The 18,589-nt window shown below is 53.2% G+C and carries 20 protein-coding genes; 10 read left to right on the top strand and 10 right to left on the bottom strand.

What is annotated here, in order from left to right:
- Positions 1–12: 12 nt before the first annotated feature.
- The 5 genes from BLR09_RS07635 to BLR09_RS07615 form a co-directional block, all read right to left on the bottom strand.
- Positions 13–795 carry a rhomboid family intramembrane serine protease gene (locus BLR09_RS07635; RefSeq protein ID WP_093199959.1) on the bottom strand — a complete coding sequence of 261 codons (783 nt, stop codon included), beginning with the start codon at positions 793–795 and terminating at the stop codon, positions 13–15.
- Between the two features lie 82 nt (positions 796–877).
- Positions 878–1,540: an endonuclease III gene (gene nth / locus BLR09_RS07630; RefSeq protein WP_093199957.1), complete on the bottom strand. Its 663-nt coding sequence runs from the start codon at positions 1,538–1,540 to the stop codon at positions 878–880.
- A 64-nt stretch (positions 1,541–1,604) separates the two neighbouring features.
- Positions 1,605–1,856: a hypothetical protein gene (locus BLR09_RS07625; protein WP_093199954.1), complete on the bottom strand. Its 252-nt coding sequence runs from the start codon at positions 1,854–1,856 to the stop codon at positions 1,605–1,607.
- A complete protein-coding gene (locus BLR09_RS07620; RefSeq protein WP_093199952.1) occupies positions 1,831–2,430 on the bottom strand; it encodes an RNA polymerase sigma factor in 600 nt (199 codons plus the stop codon). The genes BLR09_RS07625 and BLR09_RS07620 overlap by 26 nt, the downstream gene beginning before the upstream one ends.
- Positions 2,431–2,739: 309 nt before the next feature.
- Positions 2,740–4,254: a lipopolysaccharide biosynthesis protein gene (locus BLR09_RS07615; protein ID WP_093199949.1), complete on the bottom strand. Its 1,515-nt coding sequence runs from the start codon at positions 4,252–4,254 to the stop codon at positions 2,740–2,742.
- 126 nt (positions 4,255–4,380) lie between these two features.
- Here BLR09_RS07615 and BLR09_RS07610 point away from each other — a divergent pair, with 126 nt between their 5' ends.
- A complete protein-coding gene (locus BLR09_RS07610) occupies positions 4,381–4,854 on the top strand; it encodes a hypothetical protein (RefSeq protein WP_245689883.1) in 474 nt (157 codons plus the stop codon).
- Between the two features lie 98 nt (positions 4,855–4,952).
- Here BLR09_RS07610 and BLR09_RS07605 read toward each other — a convergent pair whose 3' ends face one another.
- Genes BLR09_RS07605 through BLR09_RS07595 form a run of 3 tightly spaced genes read right to left on the bottom strand, consistent with a single transcriptional unit; the run spans position 4,953 to position 7,590 of the window.
- Positions 4,953–6,605, bottom strand: a complete 1,653-nt coding sequence (locus tag BLR09_RS07605) for a S41 family peptidase (protein WP_093199947.1) — start codon at positions 6,603–6,605, stop codon at positions 4,953–4,955.
- Positions 6,606–6,662: 57 nt separating this feature from the next.
- Positions 6,663–7,199, bottom strand: coding sequence for a hypothetical protein (locus BLR09_RS07600; RefSeq protein WP_218126629.1), 537 nt, complete (start codon positions 7,197–7,199; stop codon positions 6,663–6,665).
- A gap of 7 nt (positions 7,200–7,206) precedes the next feature.
- A complete protein-coding gene (locus BLR09_RS07595; protein WP_093199942.1) occupies positions 7,207–7,590 on the bottom strand; it encodes a hypothetical protein in 384 nt (127 codons plus the stop codon).
- 192 nt (positions 7,591–7,782) lie between these two features.
- Between BLR09_RS07595 and prfA the strand changes: the two genes are divergently transcribed.
- The 4 genes from prfA to BLR09_RS07575 are packed head-to-tail and all read left to right on the top strand — an operon-like array spanning position 7,783 to position 11,564.
- Entirely contained in the window at positions 7,783–8,853 is a 1,071-nt protein-coding gene (gene prfA / locus BLR09_RS07590) for a peptide chain release factor 1 (protein ID WP_093199940.1), read from the top strand.
- Between the two features lie 55 nt (positions 8,854–8,908).
- Positions 8,909–10,183: a DNA recombination protein RmuC gene (locus BLR09_RS07585; RefSeq protein ID WP_093199937.1), complete on the top strand. Its 1,275-nt coding sequence runs from the start codon at positions 8,909–8,911 to the stop codon at positions 10,181–10,183.
- Positions 10,184–10,195: 12 nt separating this feature from the next.
- Positions 10,196–10,768 carry a nicotinate (nicotinamide) nucleotide adenylyltransferase gene (gene nadD, locus BLR09_RS07580; protein ID WP_093199935.1) on the top strand — a complete coding sequence of 191 codons (573 nt, stop codon included), beginning with the start codon at positions 10,196–10,198 and terminating at the stop codon, positions 10,766–10,768.
- Between the two features lie 4 nt (positions 10,769–10,772).
- Positions 10,773–11,564: an SDR family oxidoreductase gene (locus tag BLR09_RS07575; RefSeq protein ID WP_176785489.1), complete on the top strand. Its 792-nt coding sequence runs from the start codon at positions 10,773–10,775 to the stop codon at positions 11,562–11,564.
- Here the strand turns inward: BLR09_RS07575 and BLR09_RS07570 are convergent, their stop codons facing one another.
- Entirely contained in the window at positions 11,565–12,350 is a 786-nt protein-coding gene (locus tag BLR09_RS07570) for a (Fe-S)-binding protein (protein ID WP_093199930.1), read from the bottom strand. It abuts the gene before it with no gap.
- 12 nt (positions 12,351–12,362) lie between these two features.
- Positions 12,363–13,685, bottom strand: coding sequence for a 4Fe-4S dicluster domain-containing protein (locus tag BLR09_RS07565; RefSeq protein ID WP_093199926.1), 1,323 nt, complete (start codon positions 13,683–13,685; stop codon positions 12,363–12,365).
- A gap of 158 nt (positions 13,686–13,843) precedes the next feature.
- On the opposite strand from BLR09_RS07565, the gene BLR09_RS07560 reads away from it, so the two are divergent.
- The 5 genes from BLR09_RS07560 (at position 13,844) to BLR09_RS07540 (ending at position 18,549) form a co-directional block, all read left to right on the top strand.
- Complete coding sequence (locus tag BLR09_RS07560) at positions 13,844–14,929, top strand: DNA topoisomerase IB (RefSeq protein WP_093201359.1); 1,086 nt, start codon at positions 13,844–13,846, stop codon at positions 14,927–14,929.
- A gap of 165 nt (positions 14,930–15,094) precedes the next feature.
- Positions 15,095–16,633, top strand: coding sequence for a YifB family Mg chelatase-like AAA ATPase (locus BLR09_RS07555; protein ID WP_093199923.1), 1,539 nt, complete (start codon positions 15,095–15,097; stop codon positions 16,631–16,633).
- A 110-nt stretch (positions 16,634–16,743) separates the two neighbouring features.
- Positions 16,744–17,190, top strand: coding sequence for a nuclear transport factor 2 family protein (locus BLR09_RS07550; RefSeq protein ID WP_093199921.1), 447 nt, complete (start codon positions 16,744–16,746; stop codon positions 17,188–17,190).
- A gap of 44 nt (positions 17,191–17,234) precedes the next feature.
- Positions 17,235–17,726 carry a 2-amino-4-hydroxy-6-hydroxymethyldihydropteridine diphosphokinase gene (gene folK / locus BLR09_RS07545; RefSeq protein ID WP_176785488.1) on the top strand — a complete coding sequence of 164 codons (492 nt, stop codon included), beginning with the start codon at positions 17,235–17,237 and terminating at the stop codon, positions 17,724–17,726.
- Positions 17,727–17,835: 109 nt separating this feature from the next.
- Positions 17,836–18,549 (top strand): SIMPL domain-containing protein, encoded by a 714-nt coding sequence (locus tag BLR09_RS07540; protein ID WP_093199918.1) that lies wholly within the window; start codon positions 17,836–17,838, stop codon positions 18,547–18,549.
- Positions 18,550–18,589: the final 40 nt, after the last annotated feature.

The following is an 18,589-nucleotide window of genomic DNA, read 5'->3' as shown; positions in this document are numbered from 1 at the left end:
AACAGTGCCTGCCTAATAGAAATTCTTACGCTGACGGGCCCAGTACCGGATCAGGATGAAGGCAAACAACATCCCGCCGACGTGGGCAAAGTGGGCGACATTGTCCCCCGGATTCTGGTGTAAACCCGAGTACAGCTCATACAGCCCATATAAAGCTACAAAATATTTGGCCTTAATGGGAAAGGGAATGAACAACAAAAACAACAATGTATTCGGGAATAACATTCCGAACGCCATCAGGATTCCGAAGATCGCGCCGGAGGCCCCGACCATCGGAATATTGACCACCATATTGACGTATTCCCGGGTCAGAAGTACCACCTGTTTCTGCAACATGACATTGTCAGGATTACTCAGGTAGCGCTGGATAAGCGGCTCATTCTGAAGCAGAGGGGCATAATCATTCATGAACCCGGCGAAGTTCGTCGGATCCGGATCCTGAACGAATGCCAGCGCGGCGTCCTTGATCTGACCGATTTCGTAGTAATTGACGCCTGAGTAAAGCAGGCCCGCACCGATTCCGGTAAAAAAATAGAAAAAGGTAAAACGCTTGGTTCCCCACAGATTCTCCAGCCCGGGGCCGAACATAATGAGTGCGAACATGTTGCTGAACAGGTGGCCAAAGCCCCCGTGCATGAACATATGCGTGACAAACTGAAACGGCAGAAAGAGCGGAGATTCGAAATTATGCAGCCCCAGGAGGTTTCCCAGGTTCGGAAAGACCAGGCTTTCGGCCGCAAACAGCGCGACGTTCGCGAGGAGTATGGCCCGGACAGCCGGCGTCAGATTAAACATAGATCACAGGGTTTTTCTGGGATTTCACGGCTCCGCAAAGGTGCATGAAAAATAGATGGGTCGTACAGGCTGTTTTATTTTTTCAACCCGGCAGCCGTTTTCCGCCGGAAATGGTCTCCCAATACTTGCAAAAGGCCTTGATTTCGCAGCGGCTGCACTGCGGCGTCCGGGCGAGGCATATGTACCGTCCGTGCAGGATCAGCCAGTGGTGGGCTTTCGGCACCAGTTCGGTCGGGATATGTTTCATCAGCTCTTTCTCCACGGCAAGCGGCGTCGTGGCCGTTTTGGGGACCAGTCCGAGCCGGTGCGAAACCCGGAAGACGTGTGTATCCACCGCCATGGCAGGCTGGTTGTAAATAACTGAAACGATGACGTTGGCCGTTTTTCGGCCAACTCCCGGCATTTTCTGCAGTTCCTCAATTGTACCCGGCACGACGGAGCCAAAATCGTTCACCAGCATTTTCGCCATGCCGACGAGGTGTTTGGCCTTGTTATTGGGATAGGAAATCGAGCGGATGTATTCAAATACTTCGTCGGAAGAAGCCTCCGCCAGCGCTTCCGGTACCGGAAAACGCTCAAACAGCTTTGGCGTAACCATATTCACCCGCTTGTCGGTACACTGAGCAGACAGGATCACCGCTACCAGCAGTTCATATGGATTTCCGTAATGCAGCTCGGTTTCGGGTTCCGGGAAATTTTCAGTGAAGTAGGCTATCAGACCCCGATATCGTTCTTTCTTCGTCATAAGCAATAAAACCCCGTCTCCCAGAAAGAAGAGGGGTTAGCGAATATACCAAAAAACCAATCTTTCAGATCGATTGTCTGGAAGATTGGCTTTTTGTCCGGTACGACCGGGAGTAGGCGAGGATGTTATCCGTAACCCGTGCCAAAGGCTGAAGGGCCACCTGATTCAGACCTGCCTTGAGATCCATAATATCGAGGTAGAAAAGGAGCAACTCGTGGTCATGCATGAGTGCTTCTTCTATCTGCGTGTTTTCTTCGGTGCTTGTTTCTTCGTAGGCGTACCGAAGGATGTCATCTTGAGTAAAGGTTTGTATCATAGTTCCGGACGTGTTTACTCATCATCTTGCGTAAATTGATGAGAGCATAACGCATACGGCCCAAAGCAGTATTGATACTCACCCCGGTGGCATCAGCGATTTCCTGAAAACTCATGTCCTCGTAGTGCCGCATTACCAGCACCTCTCGCTGAGGCTCCGGGAGCCTCGTAATGAGTTCTTTCAGGTATTCATACGTTTCCTTGCGGATCGTCGCCGATTCAATCGAGTCGTCCGCAAATTCCAGCGTATTAAACACACTGCTGCCGTCTTCAAACACCACTTCGGGATAGCGTTTCTCTCGGCGGAAATAGTCAATAGCGAGGTTGTGGGCAATGCGAATAATCCAGGGAAGGAATTTGCCTTCTTCGTTGTACTTACCCGACTGCAGGGTTTCTACAGCTTTGATAAATGTATCCTGGGTTAAGTCTTCCGCGACGTACTGGTCCTTGACAATCAGGTAAATAGTCGTATAAACCTTCGACTTGTACCGGTTTACCAGGTGCTCGAAGGCACGTTCGTTTCCACGGATATATAGCGATACAAGCTCACTGTCGCTAAATTGGACTTTTGCCATTGTATTTCCAGTTTAGTTAACGTAGAGCAGTGCTGCATGTTGTATCTCCTATCCGTGTTTTTTTAATTGAAGTGATCAAAAGTAAGCGGTTCCGACAAAATACCAAAAATCAGAGACCAAAATCAGGACGTCACCGCCCGACATTTAACAGATTTTAACAAATTTTCGACAAGGTATGACATGCTTTTCGAAATACCTCCAAATAAAATTCGGGATTTTATGACAGGCCCCCAATTTTATCTTTTTGTGAAAAAAGCACTCTACCCGCAACCTGGGCGCAATATAGACTTATGGCCTGATTTTTTATCACTAAACGGATATTTTCTTCCGTAGAGACGCTGGTAACGATTTTCGCTCCGCAACCAGTATACCCAGTAAAAAGAACCCGATCAGCAGCGTATGATAAGCGATGGCAGCATACGTGTTTTCAATCGGGAGCAGTGAGGCTAGGATAACCGCCCCGCCGCCGAGCAGATACCCGAACGCAGACCGCAGGTGATACGGAATCGGGTAATATTTTTCACCCAGCAGGTAGCAGCATACCATCATCACCGCGCAGGATAGCAGAAACGTCACCGCACAGCCCATATATCCCAGCACCGGTATCAGGAAGAAGTTTCCAACCAGCGTTACCGCCGCCCCGATGAAGGTCAGCAGCGTTCCATACTGCGTCCGGTCTGACAATTTGAACCACACCGTCAGGTTATAGTAAATTCCGAGAAACAGATTCGCCAGGAGGAGGACCGGCACCACCGGCAACCCTTCCCAGTATTCTTTCTTCCGCAAGAACAGGCTGGCGACGATATCGAGATTGACCGAAACGACCACCCAGATCAGCACGGACGCAATGATGAACCATTTCATGACGTCTGCAAAAACCCCGGGAGCATTTTTATCTTCCGCCCTGGAGAAGAAAAAGGGTTCTGCCGCATACCGGAAAGCCTGAATGACCAGGCTCATGAAGATGGAGAGCTTGTAAACGTTTCCGTAGATTCCCAGGGCTTCCTCAGACGTACGTCCGGGGTAAAACCCTTCAGGCAGCCACTGTTCGAGTACCAGCCGGTCGAACAGCTGATTGAAATTGCCCGCCAGCCCCAGGATCAGAATCGGATAGGCATATTGCCACATCGGCCGGAAGGCTTTCCAATTCAGGAGTAGTTTGAACCCGCGGAACTCGTGCCAGAGCAGCGGCACCGTCGCGACGTTCGCGATCAGGTTCGCCAGGACAATGTATCCGATACCCAGCTCCGGATCGTAACGGAACGGCCATACATCCTTTAGTTCCGGTAAAAATGCCCCCAGGTATATCTGCCGGCAAAACCAGAGGAAGTAGAAGTTCAGCCCGACGTTCAGCAGAATGTTCGAAATCCGGACGGCTACAAACTTTCTAGGGCGTTTTTCGAGGCGGAGACGGGCGTAGGGAATGGCTGTGACGGCATCCACAATCATCACGATAGCGAGCCAGGAAATCAGCTGCCCGCGCCCCGGATACCCGAAGCTCTCCGCCAGCCGGTCCGAAAATACCATGATCAGCCCGGAGCCGATCACGCTGACCACCATAATGGCCGAGACCGCGCGGTTAAAATATTCCTGAAAACGCTCTTTTTCCCGGGAAGCAAACCGGAAAAAGGTTGTCTCCATGCCAAAGACATAGATGATATTGAAAAGCGCGACCCAGGCGAAATAGGTCACCTGCTCCGCCATTTTTCCGGACGAAAAAATGGCCGTGTGCAAAGGCACCAACAGGTAGTTGATCACCCGGCCCAAAATGCTGCTGACACCGTAAAGCGCCGTGTCACCAGCCAGTTTTTTCAGAACACCCATGTTGAAAGCCGCCGCGGTCTGTCAGACAGGCGGACTGTGCAAAGGTAGGGGACCGGCAAGTCAATTCGCTAGGATTTCGGGCAACGGGTTAGCGCGGAATCGCTAATTTGCGGCAAAACTTGCACTATGAGATTCTTTTTTCTTTCCGGTTTGCTTCTGCTGATAACCGGAATACACGAGTTGCAGGCGCAGGCGGCTGTCGGCTACTACCCCTTCAACAGCGTTCTGACCGTCAGCAGCAACCCGAAAAATCCCTTCTGGGTGGATGCGCGCTTTCAGACCAACTCCATTTTTTCGTCTCTCAATACGGAAATCGCCCCGATGGTTTCGTTTTACCGGAAGCCAACCCATCTGTTTTACGCGGGCGTAGGAGCCAACCTGGGTATCATCGGAAAGATTGTGGACAGCGATGCTAAGTTGCTTCAGGGCTATTTCCTGAGTGTCGGTACGCGGGTTTATCCGCTTAGCAAAGTGCCGCAGCTGGGCGTGGCTTTTGAGATTTCGCCTTATTCCCGGGAAGATTTTAAAACAGGAAATTTCCGGACCTGGCTCGGCATTACCTGGCAATTCCGGAAGAAGAAAGAAGAAACGCCTCAATAAAAAACGGCTGTCCCCCCTGGAGACAGCCGTTTTTTTATTCTGTGTATTCTGTGATTTCTGTGAGCTGGTTTAATTTTTCTCGCAGAATGCACAGAAGGTTATTTCACTGCGGCCATCTGGCTTGCCTGCGGAAAACAGGCCAGCGCCTTCTTATACGTCGGATCGTTGGCGTTCAGCACCTGATAGAGTTCATTACGAAGGCCTCCTGATTTCTTTTCCCAGATATAGCTCGCAATCAGGGCTTTAAGCTGTTCCCTGAGGTACCCCTTGCAGCGGGCAAACTGCGTATCATTCCGGCGGATTCCGGAGGCGGAGGCCATCGTAACAACGTCGGCAAGCATGCGGTCGGTTACCTGAAACGAACCCAGGTACTCGCGAAACGGCATCTTACTCAGGTCCTGTTTATGCGACAGGGCATAATTAAACGCATATTCAGCCATGATATTCCGTGCCGCCAGCTGATACAGGTATGGCGTGCGGTAGCTGGTATCCGCCGAGACAAAGATGTCAGGGACAATACCGCCACCGCCATAAACCGTACGACCTCCGTCGGTTTTAAAAGCCTGCTTTTTATCGAGTTTAATACTGTCGGCGTAAAACAGCTCTCCGTGTTTGTAACGGTCTTCGTCGTCACTGTCGTAAATCGAATAGGGTTTTTGTATGCAGCGACCGCTGGGAGTGTAGTAACGGGATACTGTGATGCGGATTTCCGAGCCGTCGGAAAGATCCACCGGCGTCTGAACAAGTCCTTTTCCGAACGTCCTGCGGCCAACGAGCAGCGCACGGTCGTGGTCCTGCAAAGCCCCGGCGACAATTTCCGACGCCGACGCGGAGTTTTCATCTACCAATAGCACAACAGGTCCCTTTTCAAACAGTCCGTCTTTGCGGGCGTACGTTTCTTCGTCGAACTGGGTACCCTTGCCGTCTGTCCGGACAATCAGTTTGTTACCGCCCACCAGTTCGTCGACAATATTAGTGGCCCTGTCCTTGAACCCGCCGCCATTACCACGGAGGTCGAGCAGCAGGCGCTGCATGCCCTGGTTTTTCAGGTCGCTCAGTACCTGGCGAAATTCGTTATAGGTTGACTCGGCAAACCGGTCAATTTTGATATAGCCCGTTTTGTCGTCGATAAGATAGCCGGCGGATACGGAATACGACGGAATGCGACCGCGGGTGACGTTAAAATGCAGCAGGTCTTTTTCGCCCCTCCGTTGGATATCCAGTTTGACAACCGATCCTTTCATCCCGCGAAGTTTACTGAAAATCAATCGGTTGTCTACGTCCTTTCCGGCGAGGCTGGTCCCGTCGGCTTTCAGGAGGCGGTCTCCCGAGCGAATGCCTGCGAGGGCAGACGGTCCGCCCGGAATGGCGTTGATGACAAAAACAGTATCATTGAAAATGTTGAATTCGACGCCGATGCCGTCAAAACCGGACTCGAGCTGGGACTTGGCCGCAGCTACTTCCTTCCGGGGGATGTACACACTGTGCGGATCGAGGTGTGTCATCATCTTTTCGAGGCCGTAGTCTACGAGCGTATCGGTTGACACCGAATCGACGTAGGCATTATCAATCCAGGTCAGTACTTCCCGGAATTTGTTGAGATTTCGGACGATATCGCCGGAATAGGCCGGTCGCCCGCCGAAAAAAGTCGCCCCGATGAGTATCCCGCCGGCAAGGGTAGCGGCCAGCAACATAGGCAGGCGCACGGCAGACGGGCTGTTCTGAATGTTTTTATCCGAGTGGTTTTCCATTTGGCAGGGGGAATCCTTGAAAGACAGTAAGCAAACGACGGAATCTTGACAATATTTTCAACGGGGAAGGGCGTCGAGTTCTTTCGGACTGACGAGGCGTATGAGTTCTTTTCTGTTGAAATAGACGGTCCAGACGCCGGCAAGGTCCTTTTCCTGAAGCGATGCCGGTAAACCGGCGGCCTTTCCGGCGTCGAGCAGGGGTTTATCGGCTGTAACCGGAATGGTATATAGCCATTCGCTGCCGTCTCCCAGCTTCTGAAGGTTATTCTCCTGCGGTAGGCGATGTGTTGCGTTGTACCGATAGGCGTCAAACACTTCTCTGGTTTTCACATCAAACGACGGGTCGGCCAGGTTGCTGACAAACCGGATCCGGGCGCCATACGTTTTCGCGAGAGAATCGGCCTGGGGCAGGGAGGTAATACCGTGCAGGGGAAGCTTGCCGAGTTCCGCCGCTATCTTTTCACCCCATTGGGCAGCGATGGCTGAAACCTGTGCAGCGGTAACCTGCCGGATTTGCTGGCTCTTCATTTCCTGCTGAATGCGCTGCGCATCCAGGCGTTTGAATTCGCAGGAAATCACCAAAATACCTATCAAAAGAAGATTACTTGCTAGCCAGAACGGGCGAAGACGACGGCTCAAAAACAGATCCATACCCCTGTGTTTTTGACAAAGGTACGGCACTGAAGAGATTCCCGGAGCGCGTATAGGACGGAGGAGCAAAAATCCGGTCCGATTTGAGGAAATGCAGGAAAGGGAGGAAATCGCCCAGCATATCAAACTGCCGGCGGCCCCAGGGGGTATCGAACGTGGACAGGCGTACTTCGGGATTTACCTTGAACGTCAGAATATGCTCGCGGACCCGTACTACTTCGCCGTTGATGATCACTTTTTTCGATCTTCTGACCAAAGGAATATTGATGGCCTGTACAGAGAAGCTGCACAGCACCAGCAATAGGACCAAACCTTTGATTCTGAAGACGTTCACGATGCAAAGATAGATAGATCCCCGTATAAACGCGATTCCGTTTGTTAAATTGTATACAGGGTTCGGGGGTAACAAAACGTCCGGTATTTGCGTTCTGCCTGAAGTGGTTTTTATTGGCTATCTTTGCCACGTACAGCCATTTTTCGGCTCCAAATACCTACCGGAACCTTCAGATTCCGGCTTTTTAAGACCATGCTTGAGCAACTAGAAGCCATACGGGAACGATTCAACGAAGTCTCTCAGCAGATCGTCCAGCCGGAAGTAGCCGGCGACGTGAAGCGGTATAAATCCCTGAGCAAAGAGTACAAAGACCTGGAAAAAATCGTCGCCAAATACGACGAATACCTCCTCCTCCTCGGCCAGATCAGCTCGGCCAAAGAAGTACTCACTACTGAAAAAGACGAAGAATTCCGGGAGCTTGCGAAAATCGAGCTCGACGAACTTAATCCGAAGCAGGAAATCCTTGAGCAGGAGCTCAAGGAACTGCTCATTCCGAAAGATCCGAACGACAGCCGGAACATCATTCTGGAAGTACGGGGCGGTACCGGCGGAGACGAAGCCGCGATTTTTGCCGGCGACCTCTTCCGGATGTACCAGCGCTTCGCCCAGAACCAGGGCTGGCAGTTTCAGGTCATGGACCAGACCGAAGGCAGCTCCGGCGGGTTCAAGGAAATCATCTGCTCCGTTCAGGGGGAAGATGTATACGGAAAACTGAAATTCGAATCCGGTGTACACCGCGTACAGCGTGTACCGGCGACGGAGTCTCAGGGACGTATCCATACCTCGGCTGCGTCGGTTGCCGTACTCCCCGAAGCAGACGAAGTAGACGTTCAGATCAACATGAACGACATCCGAAAGGATACCTTCTGCTCGTCAGGAGCCGGTGGACAGTCGGTCAACACGACCTACTCCGCTGTCCGGGTGACGCACTTGCCGACAGGGCTCGTCGTACAATGCCAGGACGAACGGTCCCAGATCAAAAACTTCGAGAAGGCGATGACGGTCCTCCGTTCCCGCCTCTACGAAATGGAACTGGAAAAGCAGCAGGCTGAAATTTCGGGCGCCCGGAAAAGCATGGTGGGTTCGGGCGACCGTTCCGACAAAATCCGGACGTATAATTACCCGCAGTCCCGCGTGACGGATCACCGCATCGGCTATACCGTGTACAACCTGCCGGCGGTCATGGACGGAGACATCGGCGACTTCATCGAACAGCTTCGGATTGCGGAAAACGCAGAACGACTGAAAGAGGGAGCCCTGTAAGGTTTTCCAAACGCTCAATACGGTTCTGTCCAGCGGGGCAGAACCTTTTTTTACCGTGAACGAACTGCTTTTCCTTCTTATCGGGCTGGCTACGGGGGCAATCGCCGCCTGGTTTGTCGCGCGGGGGCGGCAGGGGGCCGCCCTTCGTGTCGCAGAATCGGGTCTGGCAACCGCCCGGGAAGACCTCACCCAAACCCGGCAGCTGCTCGCTTCCGAGCGCACGCAGACGCTTGATCTCAACCGGCAGCTGGCAGCGCTGGAGGCTGATTACCGCAACCTCGAAGACAAGCTTCATTTCCAGCAGGAAGAACTTTCCAAGCAATTCCGGCTGCTGGCCAATGACCTGCTGGAAGAAAAATCCAGGCGTTTTACGGAACAGAATCAGACCAATCTTCACCAACTGCTCAATCCGCTCGGCGAGAAAATTCAGGCCTTCGAACGAAAAATCGAGGAAACGTACAAGGAAGAACTGCGGGATAAGGTAAGCCTGCTCGCCGAAGTCCGGAAATTGCATGACCTGAGCCAGAAACTCAGCCTCGACGCCGATAACCTCGCCAAAGCGCTCAAAGGCGACACCAAACAGCAGGGTGGCTGGGGCGAAGTCATCCTGGAGCGGATACTTGAACGGTCGGGTTTGGTAAAGGGAAAAGAGTATCAGACACAGGTTGTCACACAAAACGCTGACAATCAGCTTATCCGACCGGACATTGTCATTTCTCTTCCGGATCAGAAACACCTCATCATCGACGCCAAGGTATCCCTGACCGCTTATGAGCGCTGCATGAACGCGACCGACGAGGCAGAGAAGACGCGATATCTTACGGCTCACCTGGGATCCGTTCGCACGCATATCCGCCTGCTTGCCGAAAAGAAGTATGAGACGGCGGAAGGCCTCCTGACACCGGAGTTTGTACTGCTCTTCATGCCGGTGGAGCCGGCCTTTAGCCTGGCGATTCAGGGGGATGCCGAGCTGTTTCAGTTTGCGTGGGAAAGACGTATTGTACTCGTCAGCCCGACAACATTGCTGGCTACCTTACGTACCGTTGCCAGTATCTGGAAATTCGAAAAACAAAGCAAAAACGCCCTCGAAATCGCCCGGCTCAGCGGGGAATTGTACGATAAATTCGAAGGTTTTCTACGGGATCTGACGAAAGTGGGGGAGACGCTGCGCTCCTCCCAAAACGCCTACGACGAAGCCGTCAAAAAACTGTCGGAAGGCCGCGGAAACCTCCTCCGCACAGCCGAAAAAATCAAGGCGCTCGGCGCGCGGGCAACGAAAGACCTGCCCCAGGCCTGGCTCGACCAGGCCGATGACGACGACGCGTCCTAATGTCCAATACCTATGAACATCGGTTTATTCTTCGGTTCGTTTAACCCCATTCACATCGGTCACCTGATCGTCGCGAATGTCATGGCCGAAAGTACCGACCTTGACCAGGTCTGGTTTGTGGTAACTCCACAGAATCCGTTCAAGCGTAACAAGCAGCTATTGCATGAGGAAGACCGGTACAAGATGGTCGAGCTCGCAACGCAGAACAACAGCAAGCTGAAAGTCAGCGATGTAGAGTTCTCCCTGCCGCGACCCAGCTATACGATCGATACACTGAAAAAACTGCGGGAAAAACACCCGCAGCATACCTTCCGGCTGATTATCGGGGAAGATAACCTCGGTCAGTTTCCGAACTGGAAAGACTATGAAGAAATCCTGAATGACTTCGGGTTGTACGTATACCCCCGCCCCAACGCGGAGGCAAGCGCGTTGAAAACCCATCCACAAGTACGCTTTTTCGAAGCGCCGCTGCTCGATATCTCGGCGACGTTTATCCGTGCGCAGCTGAAAGCCGAGCGGACCATCCGGTATATGGTTCCGGAAGAAGTGGAGGCGTATATCAAGTGGAAAAAGTTTTATGTCTGAACCGATGAAGCAAATCGGAATCGTCGGTTGCGGCTGGCTCGGCCTGCCGCTCGGAAAGCACCTGGCGGCTGCCGGATACGACGTCACCGGAACCGTTACCTCCCCCGAAAAAACTGAAAACCTGGCGCAGGCAGGCATTCATCCGCTCGTGCTCCGCTTCGACCCGGAGCCGTCGGCGGGTTTGGATAGCCTATTGAACAGCGATGTACTGATCATCAGCATCCCGCCCCGCGCCGGGCAGCACGGCGATGATTTCCATCCGGCGCAGATCGATGCCCTGCTCCGGCATCTGGCGGGTTTTTCGGGAAAACTGATCTATATCTCCTCGACGTCCGTCTATCCTGACAGTCCGGAAGTGATCACCGAATCCAACGATGTCATACCCGGCCATCCATTGGTACGGGCAGAAACAGCCTTACAAAACAGCGGCCATCCGGCCACTATTTTGCGCTGTGGCGGGCTTATGGGCGACGATCGCGTGGCAGGCAAGTACTTTATCGGAAAAACGGTATCGAACGGCGCCACACCCGTCAATTTCATTCATCGGGAAGACGTGATCGGGTTGATCCGCCAGGTGATTGAGCAGGGTGTATGGGGTGAAGTATTCAACGTTGTCGCTCCCCAACATCCTTCCCGCAAAGAAGTCTATCTTCAAAATGCAAAAGACAAAGGCTGGGAAGCGCCTGTTTTCGAGGAACCCGCCCGGCCATTGCCTTTCAAATTGATTTCGGGGGAAAGAATAGCAGAACGGCTTACATATTCCTTTCTGTATCCTGACCCGCTGTATTTTCCATGATTACCAGCCGTTTGCGCTCGCAACGAGCTCGGCCAGATCGAATACTTTTACCGTATCTTCCTTTTCCTTGTTTTTGACGCCGTCGGTCATCATGACCATGCAGAAGGGGCAGGCTACGGCAACGGTCTCGGCGCCGGTACCCAGGGCTTCTTCAATACGCTCGACGTTCACATCTTTTTTGCCGGGTTCCGGTTCCTTGAACATCTGTCCGCCGCCTGCGCCGCAGCAGAGGCCGTTTTTGCGGGACCGTTTCATCTCGGTCAGATCGGCGTCGAGCGCGGTGATAATGGCTCTGGGCGCTTCGTAGACGTCGTTCGCCCGGCCCAGGTAGCAAGAATCGTGGTAGGTGATTTTCCGGCCTTTAAAGGCTCCTCCCTGTACTTTCAGTCGACCGTCGTCAATGAGTTGCTGCAGGAAGGTCGAATGGTGAATGACCTCGTAGTTGCCACCCAGATCGGGGTATTCGTTTTTGAGGGTATTGAAGCAATGCGGGCAGGCCGTCACGATCTTTTTGACGCCGTACATATTCAGCACTTCGATATTCGCCACCGCCTGCATCTGAAACAGGAATTCGTTTCCGGCACGCCGGGCAGGATCTCCGGTACAGCTTTCCTCGGTACCCAGTACGGCAAATTTGATACCGACCTGGTTGAGAATCCGGACAAAAGCGACGGTTACCCGCTTGTAGCGGTCGTCAAAACTACCCGCACATCCTACCCAGAACAGCACTTCCGGCGTTTCTCCCGCTGCGGTGAGATCGGCCATCGTCGGGACCTTGTATTCCATGTTTTTTGCTGATTAATTCACTTTTTCGGCCCAGTTAAAGCGATCTCCGGGAGAGAATTTCCACGGCGCCTGGTTGTTTTCCAGGTTCTGAAACATACTGTTCCAGGAAGCCGGCGCGTCAGATTCTTCCATAACCTGGTACCGGCGCAGTTGCAGGATGATATCCAGGGGATTGATGAGTACCGGGCAGGCTTCCACGCACGCCTGGCAGGTAGTACAGGCCCTGAGTTCTTCGGCCGTTATATAATCGCCGAGGAGGAATTTCCCGTCGTCTTTGATCTCTCCGCCGTTGGCCAGCATGTTCCGGCCGAGGTCTTCGAGGCGGTCGCGGGTATCCATCATGATTTTCCGCGGCGATAGCTTCTTGCCGGTGATATTGGCGGGGCAGGAGGCGGTGCACCGCCCGCATTCGGTGCAGGAGTAGGCGTCCATCAGGTTTTTCCAGGACAGGTCCATAACGTCCTTTGCGCCAAACCGGCCGGGTTCGGCCGGTGCTTCGCCGCTGTCCGTCTGCAAGCCGAGCATGAGTTTGACTTCCTTCGTCACCGCCGGCATGTTTTCCATTTCTCCCTTCGGTTTCAGACGGGTGAAATAGGTATTTGGAAACGCGAGGAAGATGTGCAGGTGCTTGGAATACGTGACATACACCGCGAAAGCAAAAATCCCGAGAATGTGGAACCACCACGCGCCACGCTCGATGGCATGCAGCGCGCCGTCGCCCAAACCCGAAAACAGCGGCATCAGCCAGCGGCTGACCAGGTAGGGACCCGTCGCCGCCAGTTCTCCGCGCTCCTGCAGAAGACTATCCGCAGCGTTCATACTCAGAATGGCGATCATCAGGACAATTTCGATCACCAGAATCGTATTGGCATCTTTCACGGGCCAGCCGTTCAGTTCGCGGTGCCGGGCGGGCGACAGGCGGGGTACGCTTCCGGTATTCCGGCGGATCAGGAAGATGGAACAGGCCACGAGTACACCCAGCGCCAGCAATTCGAAAAAGCCGATCAGAATCGGGTAGAAACCGCCCAGTAGTGGCGCCAGGAGGCGGTGCGTGCCGAATAATCCATCCAGCACAATCTCCAGTACTTCCAGGTTGATCAGCAGAAAACCGGCATAAACCAGGAAGTGGAGAACCCCGACGACCGGCCGGTCAAACATTTTCTTCTGCCCGAAGGCAATGCGGAGCATGGTCGATAGCCGCTCGCCCGGACGGTCAGTCAGATCCTCCGGCTTGCCGAGAGCAATCGTCTTTTTGATGACGGAAATCCGGCGGAACATCGTCCATCCGACAAATCCGAGCACAAGGGCAAATAATACCTGCTGAACCACTGGCATAGATTTCTTCGTTTTCGCTCGAAAAAACGCAATTTATTGCGACAAATATACCATTATCAAAAAAGTATGCAAGCATACTAATAGAAACCCGTCCCACACCCGCTTCCCCCGGCTCGCCGCCTGCGGAACGGAGGTCAATATCCTCAATTATGGCCAGTATGCAAGTACATTCCCCCGAAACCCCGCGCAGGCGGCGCACCTGGTCGAAAGACCCGAAGCGCTCCGCCCGGCAGGCGGGTTTGGTTTACCTGCCTGATCAGACACCCGGTATCCGGCGTCTGCGGCACGGCGGGACTTTCCGGTACCGCGATGCCGAAAACCAGCCGGTGCGCGACCGGGAAACGCTCCACCGGATACGTTCTCTCGTGATTCCTCCGGCATGGGAGCGGGTTTGGATCAGCCCCCTCGAAAACAGCCATCTCCAGGCTACCGGCTATGATGCGAAAGGCCGGAAACAGTACCGGTACCACGCCGATTGGAACGCCGTCCGGAACGAAACCAAGTTTTACCGCCTGGCGCGGTTTGCGGAATTTCTTCCACGTATCCGTGAGCAGGTAGAGCAGGATTTGCGTCGACAGGGATTACCCTTTGAAAAAGTATTGGCGCTGGTCATCCGCCTGATGGAAAAGACAAGTATCCGGGTCGGAAACGAAGAATACAAAAAGCAAAACGGCTCTTTCGGGCTGACGACGCTACAGGATGAGCATGCCCTGATCGAAGGAGCTCATATTACCTTTCATTTCACCGGAAAAAAGGGAATACAACACGATATTCACCTGAAAGACAAGCGGTTGGCCCGCCTTGTGCAGCGGTGTAAGGATATTCCGGGAGAAGAGCTTTTTCAGTACCTCGACGAAGACGGAGCCCCGCACCGCATCGATTCCGGCGATATCAATACCTATTTGAAAAATATTACCGGCCAAGAGTTTACGGCCAAGGATTTCCGTACCTGGCGGGGTACGCTCGGCGCATTCGAAGCCTTCCGGGAGCTCGGCCTGTTTGATTCTGCTGCGGCCTGCAAGCGAAATATCACCCATTGCTACGACCTGGTAGCGGAAGCCCTCGGCAATACCCGCGCCGTCTGCAAGAAATACTATATCCACCCCAAGGTCGTCTCCGCCTATGAATCAGAACGGTTCTGGAGGTTCTGCCAGGGGCTGGACGAAGAGCCCGAGGGCGATTGCTATGCGCTTTCTCCGCTGGAATGCCGGGTAAAAGCCTTGCTGGAAACTGCCGGTAGCTAAGTTTTTTATGAAAAAGAAAAAGTCGTCTACTGTGTTTTAACTACTTGTCTATCAATACCATCAACAGAATAGCAAGGATATAACGCGGTTTTTCACCGACCGGAAACTACCGGTTTTGAGGCTGGATGACGGTATCTTCGCCCGACATTCACCTGACCACTTTCCATGCTTGCGAAGACTTACGGAGCTGCGATTTTCGGCGTCAATGCCACGATGATTACGATTGAAGTGACCGTCGGGCAGGGCGCCAACACCTACCTGGTCGGCCTTCCCGACAGCGCCGTAAAAGAGAGTGTGCAGCGGGTGGAGGCGGCGATCAAGTACCACGATTACTTCTATCCGCGCAACAAAACAGTCATCAACCTGGCCCCGGCAGATGTCCGGAAAGAAGGTTCAGCATATGACCTGCCGATGGCGCTGTGTATTCTGCATTCTTCCGGTCAGGTAACCCTGCCGTCGCTGGAAGAATACGTCATCATGGGGGAGTTGTCGCTCGACGGCAAACTCCGCCCCATCAAAGGCGTACTGCCGATTGCCATCGAAGCCCGGAAAAATCGCTACAAAGGTTTTCTCCTTCCGAAAGAAAATGCGGAAGAGGCCTCGATCGTGAATAACCTGGATGTGATCGGCGTCGAATCCCTGCAGGAAGCTGTTGATTTTTTACGGGGAAAGATCGCTATACAGCCAACGGTTTCGGATACCCGCGATCTCTTTCTGAGCACGCTCAACGAATACGAAACGGACTTTGCCGATGTGCAGGGCCAGGAAAACATCAAGCGGGCGCTGGAAATCGCCGCAGCGGGCGGGCACAACGTCATCATGATCGGGCCTCCCGGCGCCGGTAAAACGATGCTGGCCAAACGGCTGCCGGGTATTCTGCCGCCACTCACCTTGCAGGAAGCCCTCGAAACGACGAAAATTCATTCGGTTGCGGGGAAACTCGGTACCCGGGCGACGCTCATCTCCCGTCGGCCCTTCCGCAACCCGCACCATACCATATCCGATGCCGCCCTGGTAGGTGGCGGTGGAGCGCCTTCACCCGGGGAAATCTCCCTGGCCCACAACGGTGTCCTGTTTCTGGATGAATTACCTGAATTCAAACGCTCGGCGCTGGAAGTCATGCGCCAGCCACTCGAAGAGCGGACAGTGAGCATCTCCCGCGCCCGGTGGGCCGTGGAATTTCCGGCCAGTTTTATGTTGATTTCGAGCATGAATCCATGCCCTTGCGGCTACTACAACCATCCCGAGAAAGAATGTACCTGCCCGCCGGGAGCCGTTGCCAAGTACCTCAGCAAGATTTCGGGGCCGCTGCTCGACCGGATCGATCTGCACGTGGAGGTCACGCCCGTTAACTTTGAACAGCTTTCCTCCACCCGGAAAGCAGAACCCAGTTCGGTGATCCGGGAGCGGGTTATTCAGGCCCGGGAGTGGCAGACGGAACGTTTTTCCGACCATCCGGGCATCTACGCCAATGCGATGATGCCTTCCGAAATGGTCCGGAAGGTGTGCGAGCTGAGTGATGCCGGGAAAATGCTGCTGAAAACGGCAATGACGCGCCTGCAGTTATCTGCCCGGGCGTATGACCGGATTCTGCGCGTGGCGCGAACCATAGCCGACCTGGCAGCTTCCCCCGATATCAAAATTGAACACATCGCCGAAGCGATTCAGTACCGGAGCCTGGACCGGGAGAGCTGGGGAAGCTGACGGTTGCCGTTCACATAATTCTCCAAAAGAATGCCGGAACACCCGGTTAGTTTAGCTTTCGGTAAATAGTCTTTTTGTTACTGAATTGCGCTCTTCACAACACTTCAACCATGAAATACACCCTTTTCTTTGCCGCTCTACTGGCAGCAACCCTCTCTTCTTTGGGTCAGACAAAGCAGGATAGCCTTGCCATCCGGCAGGCGGCGCTCGATTACATCGAATCCCAGCATACGCCCAATCCGGCACAAATGGAACGGGCGCTCCATCCGCGCATGGTAAAACGGACGTTCTGGAAAGACAAAGCGGCTGGAAAGGACTATCTCCGCGAGGCGTCGACCGAGCAAATGGTCCTGCTGGCGGAAACCTATAACAAAAAAGGCGATCAATTTCCGGCGAATCCGAAGAAAGAGGTACGATTACTCGATGTTTCCGACCGGACCGCGTCTGTAAAATTGATTGCAGACGAATGGATTGACTACATGCACCTGGCTAAATTGAATGGCAATTGGAAAATCGTGAACGTACTGTGGCAATATCACGATAGCACAAAGCATTGACGCCGGTAGCTTACCTTTGCAGAGAACCCTTTTTTAATGCTTCCTTGACCGTTTTTTTATTGCTTGGCGCCAATCTTGGCGACCGCGAAGGCATGTTCCGCTGGGTGCGGGAACAACTCTCCGTTCGCGTCGGGACTGTCGGAAAAGTCTCCAGCCTGTGGGAAACTGCGGCGTGGGGCCTGACGGATCAGCCGTCTTTTCTCAATCAGGTACTGATGGTAGAAACCGATCTGACGCCGGCGTATCTGCTGGCGCAGACACAGGCACTCGAAACGGAAGGCGGACGCCTCCGCCGCGAAAAATGGGGCGCCCGGGTTCTGGACATCGATATTCTGTACATCGGCTCGGAGGTACTGGATCTGCCGGAATTGAAAGTACCGCATCCCTATATCCCCGAACGCCGGTTTACGTTGGTTCCGCTCGCCGAAATTGCCCCGGATTTTCTTCATCCTGTGTTGCAATTGACCCAACAGCAACTGCTGAACCAGTGCCCGGATGAGTCAAAAGTTGAAAAATATCTTGCTGATAGTCAGTAAGTTATTTTATTTAACATTCGTTAACACGTCCTCTCGTATGGAATTTGTGTCGTGTTTTCATCCAGAGGGTGTAAAACGAATAGAAAACCCTTTTAAAAATTACTGAGTCATGAAAAAGCTCCTTTTGATCGCTGCAACCCTGTTTGCCACTTCATCAACCTTCGCTCAAAACGTGGAAAAAGAACCAGTTCGCAAAATCGAAGTCACGGGTACTTCGGAAGTAGAAGTTGACCCGGACGAATTCTATATCGGCATCACCCTTCGCGAATTCTTCAAAGACGAGAAGAACCAGAAAGACAAAGTATCCATCGACGTCCTCGAAAAACAACTCATTGAATCTGTCAAAGCCGCCGGTATCGCGAAGGAAGACCTGACCATCGGAGGAGTAAACGGCTTCCAGACGTATTCTCCGAAGAAAAAGCCGGCGCAGTTTCTCGAAAGCAAGCAGTATATCCTGAAACTTTCGAAGCTGTATAATCTCGATGTCATTCTGTCGAAAGTCGATTCCCGCGGGGTAAACAACACCTACATGAACCGCGTGGAATACTCCAAAAAGGAGCAGATCAAGAAGGAAGTGAAAATCAAAGCCCTTCTCGACGCGAAGGAAAAGGCCAAGTACCTGGTCGAAGCCCTCGGCGGTAAACTCGGCGATGTACTGATCATTCAGGAAATCGAAGAAGGCTATGCCGCCCCGGTCATGTACCGCAGTCAGATGATGATGGCCAAGACCGAAGCCGCCGGCGCTGATGTTGCTCCGAGCGATCTCGAATACCAGAAAATCAAGATCAGCTACAAAATGCAGGTTGCATTCCGCATCCAGTAAGCTCGCTGGTCTGACCCGAAAGCCCGCCCATCCGGCGGGC

Origin of the sequence: Siphonobacter aquaeclarae (assembly GCF_900103285.1) — a bacterium.
GTDB lineage: Bacteria > Bacteroidota > Bacteroidia > Cytophagales > Spirosomataceae > Siphonobacter > Siphonobacter aquaeclarae.
This window is presented reverse-complemented; position numbering and strand designations above follow the sequence as displayed.